The sequence below is a fragment of the Lysinibacillus contaminans genome (genome assembly GCF_001278945.1).
Classification (GTDB): Bacteria; Bacillota; Bacilli; order Bacillales_A; family Planococcaceae; genus Lysinibacillus; species Lysinibacillus contaminans.
The window spans coordinates 297100-318902 of sequence record NZ_LGRV01000001.1 but is presented as its reverse complement, the minus strand read 5'-3'; the positions used below and the strand labels follow the sequence as shown (position 1 = coordinate 318902).

Genomic DNA, 21803 nt, shown 5'->3' with positions numbered 1-21803 from the left:
GAATAGTTGATTGTTCGAGAGCTTGTGGAGCCATTTGTTAAAACTCTTGATAATAAAGAGACCGCATATCATTCAGTAGAATGTGCAAATTTCTATCCCACGTTACTTTCACATTACATTTCCCTACCTTTTCTATTCGCTACTTATTAACTTTTCTTAATGCCTCACAATTGGCATTGAACAACATCGGAATGATCCACCTGATTTAATGATTTCCGAAAAATCGACTTCCAACACTTGATACCCATGCTGTCTCAACTGGTGATTAACGTCACGATTTATTGGTAAACTTAACACTCGATTATTACCAATAGACAACACATTCGTTCCCATTGAAAACTGCTCACTTTCGCTCACTTCGATTAAATGATACATGCTCGACAAACGGTCCACGATTTTTCGGTCGAACGCATCAGGATAAATCAACGCATCTTTTGAGGAAAGAATATTAAACACACAGTCTAGATGCAAATATTTCGGATTAAAAGGTATAGGTAGAATCTCAAAGTCAGGTAATTCTCTTTGCAAAGATTGAATAGCTTTCATACATGTACGATGACTAATTCCAATAAACACACGATTACCATCCACGATTACATCGCCACCTTCAATGGGATGCGTTGAAAGTTTCTTATACGAAATGTCATGTTCTTTCATCCAATGAGATAATACTTTCTCTTCGCCTTGACGAATCGGATTTGCCATTTCGGAAATAAATACGCGGCGTCCCAAAGTAAAACCAATGTCTCTAGTGAACACTTGTTCAGGGTGGTCTTTACTTGGTCGTAGTTTAATCACTTCCACACCCGCATTCCGTAACGTTTGTTCAAATTTTTGATGCTGTGAAATGGCAAGTGTACGGTCAATATTATTACCTATATATTTTTTTTGAACATTATTAATCACTTCTTTAATTTCCATGTATTGAGGTTCACATAAGATCACTTTTTGAAGTGTTCCATATTCACTTTTACATTGTATTTGAGCTTGTTTAGAAATTGTTTTAATCATAAGTCATCCTCCAGTTTCTTAATTCATCCTTTTCCATTCCCTGATTTTTCATTTCTTAACCTATTTGTGTGATTTATTTTTATTTGAACATCATTGTTTCAGTAAATTTGGAATAGGGTAAATAATAGGCATAATGGTATGTGTGAATAAATATAGTGGAGGAGATTGTATGATTACAAAGGAACAAGCTTTATTATCAAAAGAAGATTTTCATACTAGGACAGACTTGCCGAGTTGGCTCTATAAAGAATACGAAACATTTCATAACACGGTAACGGATAAAACGTTTCCATGTTTTTTTGGTATGAGTGGCCAACTAAAAGGCGAGCTCCGCTATGCTTATATTAACCAAGACGACTGGAGTAATCTGCCGTCTGCTGTCGAGGGCTTTCTAGATTTATTTAAGTTACCCAACTACAAAAGACACGGTCTCTTTGTATTTGTAGAACCTTTTGAGCAAGAAGGTTCTATCGAGGATTATCGAAAGCAATTTTGGGAGATCCTTCAATACTTACATGAAGCCGATGAAGTTGAATGGCCTGAAGATAGTCCTCGTGACCCAGAGCACTATTTATGGGATTTCCGTTTCAATGGAGAGCCAATATTCGTGTTTGGAAATGCTCCTGCATACAAGAAACGAAAAACACGTCATCTAGGAAATGCGATGGTTCTTGGATTCCAACCTCGCAAGATATTTGAAGGATTAGAAGGAACTGAAAAAGGTGGTATTATGTCACGTGAAAAAGTTCGTAAACGTGTAGAAGCTTGGGATCAGCTACCTAAGCATCCAGATATCGGCCACTACGGTGACCCGACACATAATGAATGGAAGCAATCCTTTATCGGTGATGATATTGAGCCAATTCAAGGAAAATGTCCATTCCACCATAAATCTCATGTATAAAAATGCCTACGGAGACAATTATGGAGCTTTTATCATCTGTTACACTTAAAATAAAAAGATAATTGGTCAATTAACAGAAGGAGTTCTCATATGGCTGGAAAACAAATTAACCCAAAGTTAATTTAAGCATTAACAAATCAAGAAATCACTGAAATCCAATCATCCCCTACGTTCATGTATTTAGACGGGAAATATGTAAAGTCCATCGTGGATAATTTTAAAAAGTAATGACTCTACATGAAAAAAATGAAATCATGCTAACTTGCAACATCTGTAACAAATCAGGCAAATATAATATTGGAACCATGTTAATTAATGTTCATCCTAATCAGGAACCAGAACAACAGTACACTGGGTATTTCCGTTGCAAGAATTGCAATACTGCTGGACAGAGGGAAGAGTCTTCAGAGCTTTATATGCTGAGCATTGCAGCTCTATTAGCACCCGATAACGAAAATATTCCTGTTCAATTTGGTGAAATGCAACTTTTCGATGGAACTTCACCAAAATATGCTACAGATGGCGAAGAATACCTATTACATTTAATTCCCTCTTCACTAGGAAACGATTTTTATAGAATAAACTAGGGAATTTATATATTGCTGGTGCACGACCTGAACTTGCAATGGCAGCGTTCGAAAAATCGATTGCGATCGATCCAACTCAAATCGAGTCACACCTGTCCATTGCCAATATTCTTATGGACATTAAGGATTATCAACATACTATTTATCATTTGCATCAGAAGATGTTATCCGCGGAGCATTATGAACATCTTGATGCAACTCGTTTAAGGGAACTCTTAGCGCACGGAATTTGCACCAGTTTCATCGCTTCGGCTGAATCGAAACAGAAATTTTCACCGCTTCCTATGAAAGAGCATGTCATTGCAGCTGATCGAGAAATTAATCTAGATACTCCAGAGCTCCTTCAAGGTATTGAACTACATTCTGATGACGTCACTTCATTTTATCCGCTTGCCGAAGCATTTATGGGAAAACAAGCTCAGGAGTTAAAATAAAACAAAGCAGCCTCTTGTGAGTGGCGCGAATGCCTAGACATTACTAAAAAACGTATACTTTTTTTCATTTATAAAAAGCCTCGATTCACAAATGAATCGAGGCTTTGCTTATTTATGGAGACATTGAAGCTTCTGGGGCACACTTGGTTGCCCCAACTCATTTGTGAAATCTCTAATTTGCCTAGCCATTTCTTATAGAAAATAACTTTGTAAGCTACTATATTCACCGTGCTCTTCCTTAACTCGTTTCTCGCAAAATTCTACTACTTTATCTTTTAATTCAATTTGTTCAAGTGATATTTCTTTAAATTTTTTGTTTTGCTTACAGATAGAAATATTATAAACTAAGAGGTAAACTAAATTGAAGAACTCAAACGAAAAACTTATTATTGAATTGTTACAAGAAATAAAGCAAGAGCAGCAAAATTGAACCAACGATTTGATAAAATGATAAAAATCGCGGATTCATGGCTGACGAAATGGGAAAACTGTCTACGCATACGCACATCCTATCAATGAGAGAAACCGAACCCTCAACGTAAAAGTTTGAAGTAAATGGACAAATGACAGGCGGAATCTTAAAAAATTCGGTACATGAATCAATCGGTTTGGCTAATTTACAAGAACTATGGAATAATGTCTTATGGAAAGTTAGCTAAGAAGTTTCTATGCTGGCACATGTAAATTACACAAAAAAGCTGTTGGCGTTATTCAATTCCATAGCAACACTATAGAAATAGTATTGACTACTAGAAAATTTTAGTTACAAATGGCGGTGTGAAAAATGAAAAAATTTGCAATTGATATTTTTATTATGATGATTGGGGCATTCCTCTTTGCACTTGCTATCAACTTATTCGTTATTCCAAACGATCTAGGTGAAGGCGGTGTAACAGGTGTAACAATTATTCTTTATTATGTAATGGGATGGTCCCCTAGTATTGTCAGCTTGGTAATCAATACTGGCCTATTAATTATCGGCTATCGATTCCTCAATAGGCAAACGACCATTTATACAATTATCGCCGTTATCTTCAATTCAATATTCTTACATTTAACAGAATCTTGGTCCATTCAATCCGATGAAATTATGATTAATGCTATTTTTGGTGGAGTTTTTGTTGGGGTTGGGATTGGATTAATTATTCGCGTCGGTGGTACAACTGCTGGCACGACCATTTTAGCGAGAATAGCAAATAAATTCCTAGGCTGGAACATTAGCTACGCGCTGCTATTTTTCGATTTAATCGTCGCATTTTCATCCTATTTCATTATCGGCGCAGAAGCACTCATGCTTACGATTATGATGCTTTACATTGGAACAAAGGTTATGGAATTCGTAATTGAAGGTGTGAACCCTCAAAAAGCAGTGACAATCATTTCAAAAAATCCGAATGCCATCGCAGATCAAGTAAGCTATAAAATAAATCGTGGTGTAACTGTACTATCTGGGCACGGCTATTATACGAAAGAACAAAAGGAAATTTTATACATCATTATTAGCAGTCAAGAAGTCATTAAGCTAAAAAATATCGTAAAAGCGGTAGATAAGGATGCCTTTATTGCCATCCATGATGTACGAGATGTGTTTGGAAAAGGCTTTATCGAGCTATCAAAGTCTTAATCAGAAAAGGCTGTAGTATTTTGCCTGAGTGCAAATACAAATGCGCAGTGAAATAACTTCCCTGTTATCCGTTTTATTGTGGCACGAGCCTTCGTGAAATATAGACTAATTAAGCCGCGCAACCTAATTGCGCGGCTTGTATTATGGCTGTTTATGAATCCCGCCAAGTAAATCACTTTCGAGCCCATCACCTGTTTCATGGAAAACCTCATCGCACATGAAACAGTAAGCGACACCATCCTCAAATTCGATGTAATTATAGCAGACGGGACGTTGCTCTTGTTTTGGCATATTTCTTCCTTCTTGTGTTTATACTTCGCCGCATTAGTGAACAGCTAAAAACCTGTTTTCCTATTCATCACTCGCTGTCTAAATAATAACTATTTCTTCCCTCTCCATTTAACTCTGCCAAATACCCTTGAAGAATACTCACTAAGGTATACTTAACTAATTTAGTCATCTTCCCCATCCCATTAATATAAAACAATCTTTTTTTTGGAACATGCCCAAATTGTTTTAGGTATTACTAATAGAAAATTTATGCTTTACATCACAGGCACTCCATGAAATTCAGTACACTTCACTGTATGGAGACGGCGGGAGTCGAACCAACCGCCTCAAAAAACGCAATAATTTCAATGTTTTCAATGGTTTATAGTGATTTTATAAATATATTGAATACGGGTTTGACTACGATTTAGTTAAAATAAGCGTTGTTGGGGGCAATTTCAAAAAGTCATTTTAAATAAGTATAGCAATATAACTTAATATTTTTTAAGAAGCTACTGATTATTAAAACATTAGCTTCTTTTATTTATTATTCTAATCCATGATTATTAAAAAGTGACCCAGAGGTTGAACCCGCGTACAGAAGCTCCAATACGCCAGCTTCTATACGTGTAGTTGGTTGCTTTATCAACGTTTCTTCCACTAGGGAGTATTATGTATAGGACTTTAAGAAAGTCTCTACACCATTTTTTTGATAGCGGCGAACCCATTCACTTACAACCCGATCTTTCACTCCGTTATCTTTCGCGATTTCAATCATATATTCATTTCCATTTAAGTATCGTTGAACTGCTTGAATACATTGTTCACCCTTACTTTTGCCATAAAAAAACCGTAAAAGTTAGATTGGTGTCTAACTTTTACGGGACAGTTCATTATAGATCAAGCCTGTTTTTTGGTTTAATCTTAGCTCGTAGAAACAACAATTTTTGAGAAAACACCCCACTAAGTGGTGACGCCACTCAACAGAATAACTACTTTATTTCTCTATTAATTTTTCTATATAGGTTTTAGCTTTTTCTAGAAGAGCTTTAGCCTCTCGCATTTCACTCTTTGATTCTACTACCAATTCAGATAACGATTGCATTTTTTCAACAGTTAAAATTGGTATTTTTAATTTCGCAATATCACTTGGTTTCCAGTGTTGAATCAATGCTCCTGAAGAAGCTTGCTCTATTTGCAGTTTACAAATTTTAGAATTTATAACCAAACCAAGGTATTCCTGGTTAATCGTAGGATCTTTTAAACTTAGTTTCATAATACCACTAGAAATAATACCCTCTATTTTTTCGTCAACTACATAAGCTGTACCAATAGTTCCGTCTTTAGTAAGTAATATTTCACCTGGTTTAGCTGTAAAAGAATTTAATTTTTCATATAAGTTTTCTGAAATATATTTATCAGAATTTGTTGTGAAAATACCTTCTTTTTTTAAATTACTAACGCGAATAAATAACACACCTTTTTCACGATAAAATTTGCTACCCACTTCTACACCTTTTTTAAAATTCACTATTTTCCCTAATGGTTTTGTATTAAGTGTGCTTAATTGTTCAGATAGTGTTTGAAAATGGGGTAAGAAGTAATCAGCATCAATTCTTTTTCCGTTAACTACAGTGCTATAGTTACTTTCAAATGATTTGGGCTTTGTTAAATCTAGTTTATTAAATTGAACTTCTTCTTCAAATAATTTTTCTGCTTTTTGATAGAGTGCTTTACTATTTTTATTTTTTTGTATTGCTACTGTTATAAAGTTATCAATAACATCTTGATCCTCTTTGGGAATAATTGGTACTCTTATATTAACAAAGTCTTTTAAAATCAGTCCCATTTGGACTGCACCCCGAGTATTACGTTTAATTTGAATTTGACCATATTTACTTAATAAAAATGCTGCTAAGTAGAATGGGGAAACTATCCCTTTACTTCTAAGGATAGCAATTTTACAACTACCTGTTGCATCCCCAATCTCTTCTGTTACTATTGATAAACTACCGATTGTTCCAACTATTGATAATAAAACATCTCCATAATTAAAATGTGATCTTTCCATCATTTTAGAATTATAAATATTTCCTGGAATTCGAATAGGTGTTGCATTTTCTAAAAAGAAATCATTGATATCTTTTCCACGATAATATGGGATTAATTCAGGGTTATCAGAAAAATATTTTGATATTTCTAAGTGATTTCCATCTGAGACCCAAAATAAATCAGTCAACCTTACATTATTAGCCTTTTTTTCTAAGATATCTTGTCCTTTAACATATTCCGGAAGGAAAAACTCACTATCAAAACGAGATCTGACATTTATAGAAGAATGTTGAATTTCATTCCAAATAGCCACTAATCTTCCCTCCAAAAATCTAAATCATACTTTTTAGCAAACTTTATAAAAGCTTCTGCTATACAAAGTTCTTCCTCTGGTAATTCCTCTATTTTATTTAATTCTTCTATTCCAAGATTTAAATTAACCAGATCTTGTTTAATTATTGGTTGACCAGTAGCATCTTCAATATAGTTACCATTTTCATCAGTAAGATAATCGTAATCACCAGAGTTATTTTTACCACCGTACTCTGACACAGCCATAAATACAGGATAATCCATTTCTTTTGAAAATTCTTTTTCAATCCAACGTTCTTTTAAAGTTCCTAACAATTCACTGTCATTTACTAACAACTTCAGTTTCCCTTTATTAGTTAATAAATTAAGTTCTTCCTCTACTTCTGGAATTAATTTCTCTAAAGATTTAATATTTGTTTTAATAACTTTTGTTTCTTCTTTTTGCTTGCCTTTAAGAGCTTTTATTTCTTCTTTTTTTCTTGCTTTAAGTGGTCTTAATTCATCATTTAAGGCTTTTTTCGTACCTTTCCAGTTATTTGTAATACTATCAATTTCTTTATCAAAACCTATTTCTAAATCAAGTAGTTCAATTTCAAAACTTTCTAGTTTCTGTTTTTCTTGATCTAGTTCTTCAGTTAACGACAATAATTTTTGATTTGCTTCTTCAACTAAATCTTCTACAGAATCATCTTCAACAAATTCTTCTCCTTCTTCATCGCCCTCAGGGCTATTTTCAGATGTATTTTCAAAATCATCATTAAACTCAGCTTCTTGATAGTTTTCAACAAATATTTCTAAGATTTTTTCAGGAATTTCTTCTTCAGGAATATCAAACTCATATTTGAATTCTTCTAAAAGATCATTAATTTCTTGTTCAAAATCTGGCGATTTTTCTGCTAGTTCTTCTTTTAATAATTGAATGTGTTCTAATTCTTTATCAGTATATTTTTGTAAGATTAAAACAGATGTTTTTGTACCCGTATGAGGTTTGAATGTGTTTTGGTGTAAACCTATTACACCAAGTAATTTAGCTCTTTTTAAAATCCACTCTCTCACCATTCCTAATGAAGAATTATTGAATTTCCCTTGAGGTAGAACAATAGCGGCTCTTCCACCAGGCTTCAAGAAACTAATTATTCTCTCGATAAATAAAACATCACGTTCTTCTTTGGCAACACCTTTTTTTGCTCTTTTTAAAGCAGGTTTTGCAATATCATAATTTGCTAATAATTTTTTTTCTTTAATTTCACCAGCAAAAGGCGGATTAGCTAAAATAACGTCAAATTTTAAATCCGAGTAATACTTCCAAGCTAAATCATCATCTATTAATAATTTATCTTCATCTTCTTTAGCTATTTCATTTCTTAGAAGTTTCATTTCATATAGTTTATTTAATAATTTTTGACCGGATGTAGTTTCATACCAACTTTTGGGATCTAGACTACTTACATCTGGACCAAATATATTAGTGTGTCCATCTCCTGCAATTAACATCAAGGCTCTTGAAGTTTTTGCTGCTCTTTCTTCAAAGTCAATGCCCCATAAATATTTTCCAGCATATCTATGTTTTCTTAACTCTTGCGTTGCTTCATCTTTTGCTGGGTAACACCATTCCATTGCGTGTAATAAAAAACCAGCTGAACCACAAGAAGGGTCCATTACAAATTCTTTTTTCGTAGGATTTATCATTCTTACACACATTTCAATAACGTGTCTCGGAGTAAAAAATTGTCCTTTCTTTTTCTTTGATTCTGTAGGTAGTAAATATTCAAATGCATCATCCATAATTCTAAGGTTGGAACCCATTAAGCGTAGATTTTCAATTGGTGCAATACAAACTTGCAAGTGTTTTTTAGTAAGTTCTATATTATCTGTATCTTTAAAAATCCCTGGCCATTCATTACAAGCTTTTTTAAATAAGCCATTAATTCTTTCATAAGTAATTTCCGGATCTAATGCTTTAGAAAATTCAACTTCATTATTTTTCCTATTCGAAGCTGCTTCTTTTTCATCCCAAATCTTAGAAAAAATTAATTTGAAAATCTCATTAAATTCATCTTTCCCACTATCCGCTAATACAAGTTCTTCTAAATCTTGAATAATTTTTTTAAAGTTAAAGTTCTCTCTTAAGTCACTTAAAGTCTTTTTCTTATTCAATACATCTTCTGGACTTTGACCTCTTTTAGGGATATCTGTTAAAGTGTCATCAAAATCAGCAGGGTAGGGCCTGAATAATATAATTCGCTCACTACCATTTGACCATAACCCAATAGGAGAACCTTCAGCATTTAAATAGCTTTTTAACTGTTCTATGCCATCCTTACGTTTTGGTTTTTTTACTTCAATAATAATCTTAGGAGTTTGTTTTTTATTATTTGTATATACAACAATATCAGCAGCTTTAGTATTTACTTCAGTACCAAAATGAACGCTTTTTTCTACTTCTATTTCGTCAATTTTGTACTCATACAAATTGATTAGTTTATATAGCCAAAGTTGTCTTACTATTTCTTCTGGATTAGATTTGCCGTTTGGATCATATACTTGTATTTCTTGTTTTCCTGATGAAAATGGTACAAAGCTCTTTATAAAATATTTTGTTTTACCTGCGTCTTTACCCGTAGTTACTGTTTTTGGGAATATATCTAAAATTACACTTATGTCTTGACCCAAATCTTCAAATTCTAGTAATTCATACTTAGTCTTAGGATCCCTAAAAATTTTTTCTAAAATTTCCCTTGTTATACTCATTTTATTCCTCCATTTTCTTCTGTTAACCTAATATTAGATAAGTTATAATATTTTTTATTCTAATAAATCATTTTTTAATGATAACATATCTATATTATAGAATTTACGTTCGTATTTTTGAAGTGTCGTATTTTTTAATAAAAAAGCTCTTAGCTACTTAACTAATTGACTTTTTTAACTACATCATAAAACTACACTTTAATCCAGGTTGTTAATATAGCATAAAGTATTACAAATATCATTTCTATTTAAAAGCTTGGGGACAAAGTCTATTTCTTGTTCTTTTAACATTTCAGTGATTTCATACAGCTCTTTCGTACTTCTAGCTAATCGGTCTAATTTATACAAGACAAATAAATCTCCTTTTAAAGCTGCTTTAATTGCATTGTTTAATTCTGCTCTTTCATTTGCTCTACTTGATATCTTTTCGATCTAGAGGACTTGTCAGCATACTTCTTAATCGCTTGTTCCTGCACATCTAAATTTTGTACCTCTGTTCTAACGCCACAATACCCTTTTACTCGTACCATTTTATGAACCTCTTTCTATTTCTCATACGTTTTATATAAAAATAATTACAGACGACTTTATAGACAAAAAACAATCATTAACCGTATATAAATACTTTTAAATATTTCAATAAATAAATGTCTTTAAAACGGTGGTTTTATAGAACTGTTATTTATTCACTAATCTCTTTGTAAATTCTTCTACTCTTCTCTTTCTTTCAATTAGCTCTGCTGCAATTTCGTTTATCAATTCAAATAATATTATTATATTTTCTTCATTCTCATATATATTAACTTCTCCACTAGCGAAACCATCATTTTCTAACACACACGTTTTTAATAAGCCATCTATTATATATTGAGGACAATCTATTAATCCTGCTCGTTGCTTTTCTGAGAGTTCCACAATCATTGACGCTAAGGTCCCTTTATGTATATCTAAGTTCAAATGAACTAATAACTCTTGTATAGCTAATCGTAATAAAGGTGCAGCTGCTCTAGGTGTTAATTTATATATTTTCCTTGCATCATTGTAAAGTTCCTTTGATATTGAAGGTAATTCTAAATGTGGGTTATTTACTTTTACATATTGAGTACTGATAATATTGTTATTTTCCCAAATCCAATATCCACCACATTCTTTGCACACACATATACTTAACCTAATGTTTGGCGGAAAATCCATTTCAAAATACTCTTCCATTTTACGAGGTGCTAACCTTTTGAGCTCATATTTATAATCAGTAACGCCAAAGTAAGGTGTATTTTTTTCTTTAGCTTCATACTCGGTAAGTTCAAACCACTCATTTTCACAATTTCGTTCACAATAATAACAATAAATATGTTCTTTAAAGAAATCCTTATCCATCTGCAAATCAAAAATCATAAAAACCCCCCTTTACCAATACTATCTATCTTACTTTATTAAATGTTCATTTAGGGAATATTTTCAAAATACATAGGGGCAGTCGGTCGCCCTCCTTTGTCAGAAAATTAATTTCTAACCCCGGGGGATGCCTTGCTCACAATTTATATTTCTCATTGTTCTCATGTGCTATAGCTTCTAATTCCCATTGTGGTATCTCTCCACTCTCTGCTTGCTCATGATGGTCACGACATAAGGTCAATAGGTTGTCATCATCCAGTCGCCTGTCCCATGCTTGTGCCAGCGCTTGTATGTGGTGTACTTCTAACCCATCGAATGTATATTGTTGTGTCGTGTTGTATCTCATGCGTAAACATATTTGACATAGGTTACTGTCACGCTCTCGAATGTATAGGCTCTTGTTTCTCCATGCTCTCGCCCGTCTGAACCTATCTATATATGTAACCTGTTTTACTTTCTTCGGTTTACTGCTGCATGTGTGAGAACGTTCGTGAATGCGCCCACAATATGAACAACTCTTTTTCATCCTCTCACCTCGCATAATAATATTTTTTCGATTTTCTAAACTAATAATAGGTCAAATAATTATCATAATAAAAAGCCACATCGTTATGAAGTGACTTAATGATTTACTTCGAAAGTTTATATACTAGCTACTTTTAATCCCAATAAATTCTCTCTCCAGAACTCTTTAAGTATTCCAGCCAAGTTTCATCAAAAATCCCCATTACTTTTTCACATGCCCGCGCTATTAAATATTCATAATTCGGATGGAACTGCTTACTGTTCGGAAAATTTTCATCTTGCATTATGTCTCTTGATAAATCCCCCTCAGGATTATTACAGTCCTTAAATTGTTTCATCCATTTTTTATATGTCATTAGTTCACCACCTTTCAGCCTTCCACAATTGATACTATTACGCTACCCTTTGTAATTGAATTTAACTGTATTTGTAATCGAACTACTTTTTCGGATTACATAAATAATCCTTTAATATCAAGGGTTTGATCGTTTTTTGTTATTGTAATCGTATTTCTCACTTCTTTTTTAAATTTAATAGAAACAAATATTAAGGATGATATTTATATTTTTTTAAAAGTTAATAGAATTACGATTACAGGATTACAAATCACTTCGAACCTTACAGCCACGTGGAATATGACTGTAATTGAAAAGTTTTTTTCGATTACACATTTCAATTACAATTACAAATTCCAACTAGACAATTTTTAACTTTTCACTTTTATAGGTGCTTTGCGGTTTACTTTTATCTGGAAACCCAATACCTAAACGGTCTAAATCTCCAATCCCATTTAACTCAATCCATTCGAAACGCTTTAATCCATCAATCCATTCATCTGGTAGTTGCGCTTTAAATTGCCTATGGAATTTTCTATCTGAAATGAATCTATAGCCATTTTCATCGCAAAAGCTCTTATACATCCCATAAACAACGTACTTGGGAATTTCTTTTAAATCCCATCTATCGAATACATTTATTTTGAAGTCTAAAATTGGATCGTTGTCCTGTTTAAATTCTTCAAGTTCAATTTTTGATACAGATGGAATATCGAATTTCTCAAAATCCATGTTTATTGCCTTATGGAGAACGTATTGCAAAACTTCCTCATGTTTGATGTATTCATCTTTAATTTTGAAGTTTTCAATTGCCCCATTAAAATCTGCATTAAACGGAACTATCACAATACGTCTAACAGTACCGTTTGTTTTATTTTTAAATTTTGGCATACCGTTAGTCGATTGGATAACGCTGCAACGAAAAACTGTACTGTAGATAGGTTTGTTTTTCTGTTCAACAATTACGCGATCTCCTGTAACTACACTATTAAAATTGGATGAATCATCGATATAAACGTTTGCTGGTACATCATCACCAATAACCGCTGTTCTCCCTTCCAACAAACTCAACTTAAAACGTTCATCAAATTCATTTACTTTTAACGAAGCGATATTCTGTACCCCAATTAAATTTGTGATAAGTTCTTGGAACGTCCCTTTACCATTGTTCCCTTCACCTAACAAGAAAATAGATTTTTTCCGAGTGTAATTTCCGTTCAATGAATCATTTATAACTTGCCATAATAGGTTGACAATTTCTGCATCACCGCAAGCTATGGAATCTAACCAACTTTCTACATCCCAACCATTAGTCGTAGGATTAACCACATTTGGAACATAAGAAGTTGCGATTTTTGATGTAAAAACATATTTTGCACTAAACGGCTCCAATGTTTTTGTTTTTAGGTTAAATACACCATTTTTAACTGGTATCAAAAATCTACTCGCTGTTCGTTCTTTAACCTGTGCTTGGTTGGTTAAGTGGTAGATTACTTCATTCGCCTTTGCTTCATTAAAAGAAGGCTCTAACCAGCTAATCACACGCTTGATTAGTGTTGTATTATTTGTGTACGTTCCTTCTTTTGGTTGATATTTAGCGAGCCTTGTATTTTCTTCTAAATCAAACAATACAAATGAAATATATTCTTGTAGCACGATTGCGCATCGGATAGGTGAAATTGTACTTGGCTTCTTTCCTTTCCCATTCGCTTCTTCCCATGCTGCTATTGCAATTTCTAACTCTCTTAAACGTCTTTCAATTAATACTTTTTGAAGGTCAACGCTTGGAGAATCCTTTACATTCATAATCAAATGGAAATCGTTCTCTTCTTTTTTGTAATCTGAAATTGTTTTTTTCTTACTTACAGCAGCTTTTAAAAGTGTCATTTCACCGTATAACATAGATCCCCTACGTTCATCCCACTTATCACGATACAGACCACTATTTCTAAACATCCTATCCATTTTGATGAAATCTTTATCACAATAAAATGCAAGTTCGCTACACAAATAAAAATCTGTAGACGAATGATCGTTATCCCTAACTAACTTTCCTATATACATAGCTTGAATATCTGAACCATTTTTCTTATCTGCAAACATCTTTTTCCACGTTATGCTATCTTCTTCTAAATTTATTGGTTCTGTATTAAATTCTGTACTCGTGTAAGTTGCCAGTTCTTCGCGGTTAAAATATTTTTCAAATACTTCTTCAATTTCATCCGTTCGTTCCAGTATTTCATTTTCATTTTCTCTATTACCTGTACAAGTAAAAAACCTACCGTGAGAGTAGATCTCTAAACCATACTTAGCAGATTTTTTACCCGTCCCGGTAATATATTCAGGTAATTGTCCTTTTACAATGATATGAATTCCTGTACCCGAAGGGGAAAATTCACTATATGAATCTAATAACTCCATTAAATCATTTGCTATTTGATTAAATTCTCCTTCTGAGTAACAATTATCTATATCTATTCCTATATAATTATCATCTTTAGCAAACATAAATCCGATTCCATCGAACCCATATTCCTTTGAACGAACTGCATTTATAACTTCTTCAAACGTACTCCAAGTATTAGAATTATTTGATGAGGCTTTTAATCCATTGATTTGATACGGTACCTTTGTAGGCTTATCTCTTCCCTTTTCCTTTTCAAATCTCCATACTATCCACTGCTTGAGATTCTGTAATTCCATCGGCATTTCATGATATGTATCAACTTTTATATTAGGCAAAGCGGATTTATATTCCTCATTGGGATGTTCTTGATTTTGTTTTTCCACTTTTCCACTTCTCTCTATCTTAAATATCCTAAATTATTTCTTGCCCCCACAAGCTATATTATTTAAAATGAATGGTTTTCAAGAAATTCATTAATTACTTTTTTATTCACTCTCTTTACACCGTCAATTTCAATCACATGTAAACCGAGAGTTCGGAATTTAGAAAACGTAGCGAAACTAACGTTGATATACTCGCATGCCTCTTTAATTGTAAAATACTCCTTAGAAGTTAACTGTTTTTGACTTTGTTCAATTGCTTCTTTAGTAGCTGTAAGTACAACTAGTCTGATTTGTGCCTCGAGACCTTCTGGGGTATCAAATTCAATTCGAATAATGTTCACCCCCCTTAAAACGAATTGTATTTCCGTCATTTTTGATTAAAAAAATAAAATGTAACTCTTCATTTATTTTGGATAATAATTTTGCACCCGGCAAATATCTATTATTTTCTATATCAGATAAATAAGTTCTCGAAACACCAATTTTTTTAGCTAATTCAAATTGTTTAATCCCTCTTTCTATTCTTCTTTCTTTAATAATAAGTCCAATTGTTTTACCACAAAAATTCATTTCGTTCCCTCACTTTGCTTCAGTAAATCAAATTGTAAGGTATTTCCGTCATTAAGTCAACATATAAATACTTGTATTTCCGTCATTTTAATTTATTATAATAAGTAACAGAGGATGTGATTAAATGAAAAATGATCTAGGCACCACACTAAAAAACATAAGAAAAAGTAAAAAAATCACTCAAATAGCTTTAGCTAAAAAGGCTGGTGTATCAAGAACTTATTTAAGTGATGTTGAAAACAATAGATATAATCCTAGTATATCTTTTATAAAAAGTGTCTCAAATGGATTAGCAAATGGTGATATGTCAGTTTATAAAGAAATATACAACTCACTTATGAGCGCTTTAGGTTATGTCGATATACAGACACCCCTAGAGAAAGCTGCTTTTGAATACGTTAACATGATTCCACTTATTGGTACCTGCGTCACTAGTATTCAATCTGCACAATTACATCTTCTTCGTTTACAGAAAGAGATAATTAACGCTCCAGACAGAAAAGTAGAAAAAAATGTACAGGAAAAAGAAAAGCCTTCTACTAATAAACTTAAATTCATTCAAGCGGTTGATATGATAAATAATAAAGAATCTCTTTCAGAGTTGATTTCATCATTCGAAAATAGAATTATCGAAGATAAAAAATTTATTTCTAATTTACTTACTCGTAAAATTGAACTGGAAAAAATAATCTCAGAGGAAATACAAAGAAAATCTAACGAGGTTAATGAATCACTAAAAGAAATCGATTTCATTTAATAACATAATATTCACTCTTATCTTGCCCCCGCAAGCGTCTAGGAGGAGTAATTATGGCAGCAATAAAAAACTATTCACTACAAAATGGTGAAAAACGATACCAATTCCAAATCTATGTTGGTGTAGATCCACTAACAGGAAAAGAACAAAGAACTACAAGACGGGGCTTTAAAACCAAAAAAGAGGCACAGCTTGCACTTTCCCGTCTTCGTTTAGAAATTGAAAATGGTACGTTCCGAAAAACTACTGCTGAAACATACCTTGATGTGTATAACCTGTGGATTGAGCAATATCAGAATACGGTTGAGGAAAGCACCTTTGTTAAAACGTCAGGCATATTTAAAAATCATGTCTTACCTGCTATGGGTGCTTACAAGATTGAAAAAATAAATGTGGAAGTATGCCAGCGTCATGTAAATGAATGGTACGGTAAATTAAAAAAGTATCGTGCTGTCAAATCCTACGCAGCTAAAGTGTTAGATTTTGCAGTAAAGCGTGGCTACATTCAATTAAATCCTTTCACATTAGTAGACATGCCTGCAGCTAAAAAAGAGGATATTGAGCAAGAGGAAGCACAGGAAAACTTCTATACAAAAGAGCAGCTCATCCAATTTCTAAAGTGTCTGGAAAAAGAGGATAATTTTAAAGCCTATGCACTTTTTAGGCTTCTTGCATTCAGCGGAATGCGTAAAGGTGAAGCACTAGCCTTAACATGGAATGACGTTAACTTTAAAACAAACGAAATACGCATTAACAAAGCATTGTCGCGCGGTACAAATAACCGTCTATATATTAAATCGACAAAAACAGGAATAGCTCGCACAATTAAGATGGACGAGAATTCAACTAGAATCTTACAAGAATGGAAGAAGAAACAAAAGCAGGATTACTTAATACTCGGCTACAATACATTAAAGTCTAGACAACTCGTATTTAATAATGAGACGAATACTTTCTTGCAACCAACGAAAACACGAAAATGGATTGTGCAGGTACAAGAAAAGTACAAGTTAGAGAAAATCACAACGCATGGTTTAAGACACACTCACTGTAGCTTGTTGTTTGAAGCTGGCGCAAGCATTAAAGAAGTACAAGATCGTTTAGGGCATACAGATGTACAAACTACAATGAACATCTATGCACACGTAACTCAAAAAGCAAAAGAAGAAGCTATTCAAAAGTTTGAAAAGTACCTTAATATTTAAACTTGAAAATGAATACGAATGAATACGACTTTGACTACGTTTAAATACGTGTTAATGCCATTACATGATATAGGCAAAATAAAAAACCCTTGATATACAAGGGTTTTGACGTTCATTGAAACTCAATGAACTCGTATTATGGAGACGGCGGGAGTCGAACCCGCGTCCAAAGACTCCAATACTTTAGCTTCTACGCGTGTAGTTTGCCTATTCGCAATTCACGTAGCATTATGCCGACAAACAGGCGTCCTGTACGCTAACCTGGAAATCTCTTGCCGTTGACTCAGGTGGTACCAACGACCGTATCCCACTAAAGTTGGGCCCTACGTTATGCACATGGGCGATGCATAGGCAGAGCGCTTACGAGCTTACGCTGCGAAAGCTAAGTTTTGTTGTTTGCCAGTTATTATATAACTTCCGTTGATGACGGAGCCGAGACCTCCGACGCGCGACCAAAGCTTGAACCATCCCTGTCGAATCCGTAACGTCCCCTTGATTATATGATACGAAGCAACATGGCCTCGTTCAAACAAAGAGCTAGAATTTCTTCTAGTACGGTGGAAGCAAGTGTGACACTTCCATGTAATCTGGCAATGACTATAACTCATTATAAAACAATACTGCTTATACTTCAAGTACACCGATCTTTCAAAACAAAAAATTAGTAACATACAACTTGAACTCCAACAAAAAAATCTGCTCTATATCCAAATCTGTCCGTGCAAAACATTTACATGAATTCTGAGTAGGTCAAAATCGTAGAGTGCATTCATTTTTCACAGAGAATACTGAACATCAATTTTTTTTAAACACCTAAAAGCTCATTTGTCAAAATCGATATACGACTTAATTATAAATATGTGACAAAAGAGGACTAAAGACCTGAAATGGCGCTTATTTAAAAATATGTTGTATATCGAAATCGACAGTTTGAATAAATCCGAGTTTGTTAAAGTCACTATTAGAATTTCCCTGTGTTAAAACGAAAATGAATATAATTAATTCCGATGTAAAAAATAGAACTTTAAGAAAGATCAACAAAGAACGTTTATTCATTTAAATTCGAAGCTGATTTTTTGCTACTCTAATTCTTTAAAAGGATAGCAAGGCAATTCATCATATAAACACACTTTGAAACCTTGATATACAAGCATTTAAAATTGTTTTCAAAAGATTTTTTGCACAGCACTTTCACATCTCTTTTATAAATAGACAGCTTGATGTTCCCTACTATTTACTCAAAATATATGGAAACCCAGATGCTGTTTTCAGGAAAACAGATGACAAATCACCATGTCAATAGAGCAACCGTATACGAAACAGATGCTAAAAAAAGTGTATACAAAAAGTAAAAAAAGAATGTTTTTTCGAGCGAAATCAGCTCATTAAAATGATAATTAACAAAAAAAAATCCAAGTCTATTGACCTATACATCATTTCCGAAGCGCAATCTAAGACGTGAAATCGGCTCTATATTGAGATATTTCTGTACCTTTTTAGATGTTTTTCGGTTGTTTTTGGCAGTTTGGATGTCACTATTAATTAATTTTTTCCTATCCATAAAGTTATTTATAGATAACCTCTAAGATGCCCGCCACTTCTCTTCAGTTTAATAGCGCCTATTTACACCACACTCAATTTCCCCACCACCAGAATATTTTCGTAACCTTACACCTTTTTAACACTCAATTTTTTGGATTAATCACCAACAATTAGTAATGGTATTTGATTAAAGTACCTAGGTTGCTGTTGATTGGAGTCAAGGCTGGGCAGAAATTCACCCAAAACAAAAGAGATAAACCATATATTCGGCTCATCACCAAAATTCGGGGATGACATTTGATTAAAAAGCGTATTGATTTTAGAATGCCGATTGATTGGAGTGAGCTTAGCGAATGAAGCGGCTCATCGGACGCCCCCCGGAAAGCGCCTAGCCGGAACGGAAATCACCCTCAAGTTACGGTAATGATCCATATATTTATTTATTTGACAAAAACCAGAAATAACCTATACACTTATGGAATATTATAGGTGGTAAACAATTCATAGGATGTAGTATTATTCATTACTAAAAAAATGGGGGAATAATAAATACATGAGTAACTCAATAGAATTTGAAGAACTGTACATGGAGTTTCAGAGAAATGTATCTGTAGAATGGCAGAAACGATTAGATCGACTTGTTTCTGGTTCACAAGCAACGATTTTACGAAGTCTAGCAGTAAATGGGCCTCAAAATGCCTCTACCTTGGCAGAGCGTTTGCGTATTACACCAGGAGCAGTAACGAGCCTCTCCGATAAATTAATATCTAGTGGTTATGCGCATAGAAGTAGAGATGTTAATGACCGAAGAGTTGTTCTTTTGGAGATTACAGATCAAGGACGCGAAATTTTACAGCAATTTATAATAGAGAACAAGAATGTCGTGAAGCAACTTTTTTCAAGTTTACCTGAAGAAGATATCAATCATTTGATACGGATTTATCAGCATGTATTGGCGAATATTGCTACAGGGAAAGAGGTGGAAAGTGAATGACTCATCTTACAGATAAAAAGAAATTAACGATCATGATCGCCATTATTACAGCATTGTTTTTTGCTGCCATCAACCAGACGATTATTGGCATTGCCATGCCACGGATTATAGCTAAGCTCGGTGGTGTGGATTATTATTCATGGGCCATCACTATCTATCTGCTTACTTCGACGGTGGCTTCCATATTAGTGGGGAAAATTTCTGATATTTACGGCCGAAGAACCTTCCTCCTATTAGGGATTGGTGTATTTTCACTTGGTGCCATTTTATCTGGTTTCGCAACAGATATTATACAGCTCATTTCTTTCCGTGCGATTCAAGGGGCAGGAGCAGGGATTATCATGTCCACAGTTTTCACTGCTGTTGGAGATCTATATGAACCACGAGAACGTGCGAAATGGTCAGGCGTTTTGAGTGCAGTATTTGGGATTTCGAGCGTAGCTGGTCCTCTTTTAGGTGGCTATATTGTCGATCATTTAGATTGGCGTTGGGTATTTTGGACATTCTTACCGCTTGGTGTTATTGCGTTTATGTTAATTTTCATCAATTTTCCTAAAGGTACAAAGCGCGAAGGTGAATCCATCGATTACTGGGGATCGCTTTTCCTTACTTCAACCATTGTTCCATTGCTTTTAGCTTTATCTTTGGCAGGTGAAGGGCCTAACAAATATGCATGGGGCTCGTGGCAAATACTTGGTCTGTTTGCAGTTACTATCATTGCCTTGCTTATCTTTATATGGATTCAAATGAGAGTGAAAAGTCCGGTATTACCATTAGGTTTATTTAAAAATAGCATTTTTACAGTTTCCAATTTAGTCAGTTTCTTTTTAAATGCCGGCATGATGGGCGCTATCATTTATGTACCTTTATTTTTACAAGGTGTCAAAGGAATCTCTCCTACCCATTCAGGTTATGCGGCGATGCCTATGTCAATTGCGATGTTAGTGACCTCTGCTCTGTCTGGGCAATTTATATCCAAAACAGGCAAGTATAAAAAAATGGGGATTATCGGATTGATGGTCATGACTATTGGTATTAGTTGTCTGTATTTCATGACGCCTACTACGCCCATTTATCTGCTCATTCTCTATTTGATTGTACTTGGTTTAGGTCTTGGAACGGCGATGCCCGTCTTCACTTTAACCGTACAAAATGCAGTGGCCCCGCACCAAATCGGGGTAGCAACTGCTTCATCTCAACTTTTCCGTAATCTTGGTGGCACGATCGGGATTGCTGTAATGGGAAGTATTATGAGTACGAGTATCGCTAAAAAAATGACTGAATTAGCAGGTGCCCACGGACAACAGACGATTCCTGTATCTACAGACCCTGCATTAGCAGAGAAACTCGCTCTAATTAACAATCCGCAAAACCTTTTAGATCAGCCTAAAATTGAAGCAGCCTTAAAGAGCCTTTCTCCAGAATCACAAGTACTCTTTACGAAAATGCTTGATACAGTTCAAGAAGCTTTAAGTTACTCAATCACAACTACCTTCTTGGTAGGTGCCATTATGGCTGCTATCGCTGTCGTACTTGCCTGCTTTTTAAAAGAAATCCCGTTACGTTCTGGTAAAAACATGGAAAAAAGTGGTTGAGTTGCAGCCAAAAGTGACTATCAAACAGGAATAGAGAAGTGATAGCTGATTTTTCAGCGTTCGACCGTGGGATTTCAGCACTCAACGTTTTATTTCAACGGTCAACAGCGGGATTTCAGCACTCAACACCTTTTTCAACAATCGCAGCAA

At 34.1% G+C, this 21803-nt stretch carries 21 protein-coding genes and 1 other RNA gene; 8 read left to right on the top strand and 14 right to left on the bottom strand.

What is annotated here, in order from left to right; translation table 11 throughout:
• Positions 1 to 156 precede the first annotated feature (156 nt).
• Entirely contained in the window at positions 157 to 1011 is an 855-nt protein-coding gene (locus AEA09_RS01585; protein WP_053582171.1) for a dimethylarginine dimethylaminohydrolase family protein, read from the bottom strand.
• Positions 1012 to 1180: 169 nt separating this feature from the next.
• Here AEA09_RS01585 and AEA09_RS01580 point away from each other — a divergent pair, with 169 nt between their 5' ends.
• The 4 genes from AEA09_RS01580 (at position 1181) to AEA09_RS01565 (ending at position 4560) form a co-directional block, all read left to right on the top strand.
• The gene (locus AEA09_RS01580; protein ID WP_053582170.1) at positions 1181 to 1915 is read left to right on the top strand and encodes a YqcI/YcgG family protein; all 735 of its coding nucleotides are present in this window, start codon (positions 1181 to 1183) and stop codon (positions 1913 to 1915) included.
• A gap of 227 nt (positions 1916 to 2142) precedes the next feature.
• Positions 2143 to 2502, top strand: a complete 360-nt coding sequence (locus tag AEA09_RS01575; protein ID WP_053582169.1) for a hypothetical protein — start codon at positions 2143 to 2145, stop codon at positions 2500 to 2502.
• A gap of 38 nt (positions 2503 to 2540) precedes the next feature.
• Complete coding sequence (locus AEA09_RS01570; protein WP_053582168.1) at positions 2541 to 2936, top strand: hypothetical protein; 396 nt, start codon at positions 2541 to 2543, stop codon at positions 2934 to 2936.
• Positions 2937 to 3720: 784 nt separating this feature from the next.
• A complete protein-coding gene (locus tag AEA09_RS01565) occupies positions 3721 to 4560 on the top strand; it encodes a YitT family protein (protein ID WP_053582167.1) in 840 nt (279 codons plus the stop codon).
• A 141-nt stretch (positions 4561 to 4701) separates the two neighbouring features.
• On the opposite strand, the gene AEA09_RS19765 is transcribed toward AEA09_RS01565, so the two are convergent.
• The 12 genes from AEA09_RS19765 to AEA09_RS01525 all read right to left on the bottom strand — a co-directional run bounded on the left by AEA09_RS19765 (position 4702) and on the right by AEA09_RS01525 (position 15560).
• A complete protein-coding gene (locus tag AEA09_RS19765) occupies positions 4702 to 4851 on the bottom strand; it encodes a hypothetical protein (protein WP_156312014.1) in 150 nt (49 codons plus the stop codon).
• Between the two features lie 649 nt (positions 4852 to 5500).
• The gene (locus AEA09_RS20540) at positions 5501 to 5647 is read right to left on the bottom strand and encodes a helix-turn-helix domain-containing protein (protein ID WP_342667608.1); all 147 of its coding nucleotides are present in this window, start codon (positions 5645 to 5647) and stop codon (positions 5501 to 5503) included.
• A gap of 180 nt (positions 5648 to 5827) precedes the next feature.
• Positions 5828 to 7195, bottom strand: a complete 1368-nt coding sequence (locus tag AEA09_RS01560) for a restriction endonuclease subunit S (RefSeq protein WP_053582166.1) — start codon at positions 7193 to 7195, stop codon at positions 5828 to 5830.
• On the bottom strand, positions 7195 to 9945 hold the full coding sequence (locus AEA09_RS01555) for an N-6 DNA methylase (RefSeq protein ID WP_053582165.1): 2751 nt from the start codon (positions 9943 to 9945) through the stop codon (positions 7195 to 7197). Before AEA09_RS01555 ends, AEA09_RS01560 begins: the two co-directional genes overlap by 1 nt.
• Before the next feature lie 198 nt (positions 9946 to 10143).
• Complete coding sequence (locus tag AEA09_RS20180) at positions 10144 to 10326, bottom strand: recombinase family protein (RefSeq protein ID WP_245622759.1); 183 nt, start codon at positions 10324 to 10326, stop codon at positions 10144 to 10146.
• Between the two features lie 8 nt (positions 10327 to 10334).
• Positions 10335 to 10475, bottom strand: coding sequence for a hypothetical protein (locus AEA09_RS20175; RefSeq protein WP_245622753.1), 141 nt, complete (start codon positions 10473 to 10475; stop codon positions 10335 to 10337).
• 148 nt (positions 10476 to 10623) lie between these two features.
• Positions 10624 to 11340 (bottom strand): hypothetical protein, encoded by a 717-nt coding sequence (locus AEA09_RS01550; RefSeq protein WP_053582164.1) that lies wholly within the window; start codon positions 11338 to 11340, stop codon positions 10624 to 10626.
• A 136-nt stretch (positions 11341 to 11476) separates the two neighbouring features.
• Positions 11477 to 11866 carry an HNH endonuclease gene (locus AEA09_RS20415; RefSeq protein WP_053582163.1) on the bottom strand — a complete coding sequence of 130 codons (390 nt, stop codon included), beginning with the start codon at positions 11864 to 11866 and terminating at the stop codon, positions 11477 to 11479.
• Between the two features lie 133 nt (positions 11867 to 11999).
• Positions 12000 to 12221 (bottom strand): YozE family protein, encoded by a 222-nt coding sequence (locus AEA09_RS01540; protein WP_053582162.1) that lies wholly within the window; start codon positions 12219 to 12221, stop codon positions 12000 to 12002.
• 339 nt (positions 12222 to 12560) lie between these two features.
• Complete coding sequence (locus tag AEA09_RS01535; RefSeq protein WP_082332536.1) at positions 12561 to 14909, bottom strand: phage/plasmid primase, P4 family; 2349 nt, start codon at positions 14907 to 14909, stop codon at positions 12561 to 12563.
• 143 nt (positions 14910 to 15052) lie between these two features.
• Positions 15053 to 15331 (bottom strand): hypothetical protein, encoded by a 279-nt coding sequence (locus AEA09_RS01530; RefSeq protein ID WP_053582160.1) that lies wholly within the window; start codon positions 15329 to 15331, stop codon positions 15053 to 15055.
• Positions 15312 to 15560, bottom strand: coding sequence for a helix-turn-helix domain-containing protein (locus AEA09_RS01525; RefSeq protein ID WP_053582159.1), 249 nt, complete (start codon positions 15558 to 15560; stop codon positions 15312 to 15314). Before AEA09_RS01525 ends, AEA09_RS01530 begins: the two co-directional genes overlap by 20 nt.
• A 124-nt stretch (positions 15561 to 15684) precedes the next feature.
• Here AEA09_RS01525 and AEA09_RS01520 point away from each other — a divergent pair, with 124 nt between their 5' ends.
• The gene (locus AEA09_RS01520) at positions 15685 to 16317 is read left to right on the top strand and encodes a helix-turn-helix domain-containing protein (RefSeq protein ID WP_053582158.1); all 633 of its coding nucleotides are present in this window, start codon (positions 15685 to 15687) and stop codon (positions 16315 to 16317) included.
• 53 nt (positions 16318 to 16370) lie between these two features.
• Positions 16371 to 17522: a site-specific integrase gene (locus tag AEA09_RS01515; RefSeq protein WP_053582157.1), complete on the top strand. Its 1152-nt coding sequence runs from the start codon at positions 16371 to 16373 to the stop codon at positions 17520 to 17522.
• A 136-nt stretch (positions 17523 to 17658) separates the two neighbouring features.
• On the opposite strand, the gene ssrA is transcribed toward AEA09_RS01515, so the two are convergent.
• Positions 17659 to 18014, bottom strand: a transfer-messenger RNA (tmRNA) gene (gene ssrA, locus AEA09_RS19385).
• 1603 nt (positions 18015 to 19617) lie between these two features.
• On the opposite strand from ssrA, the gene AEA09_RS01510 reads away from it, so the two are divergent.
• Positions 19618 to 20058, top strand: coding sequence for a MarR family winged helix-turn-helix transcriptional regulator (locus AEA09_RS01510; protein ID WP_053582156.1), 441 nt, complete (start codon positions 19618 to 19620; stop codon positions 20056 to 20058).
• The gene (locus tag AEA09_RS01505; RefSeq protein ID WP_053582155.1) at positions 20055 to 21653 is read left to right on the top strand and encodes an MDR family MFS transporter; all 1599 of its coding nucleotides are present in this window, start codon (positions 20055 to 20057) and stop codon (positions 21651 to 21653) included. The genes AEA09_RS01510 and AEA09_RS01505 overlap by 4 nt, the downstream gene beginning before the upstream one ends.
• Positions 21654 to 21803 lie beyond the last annotated feature (150 nt).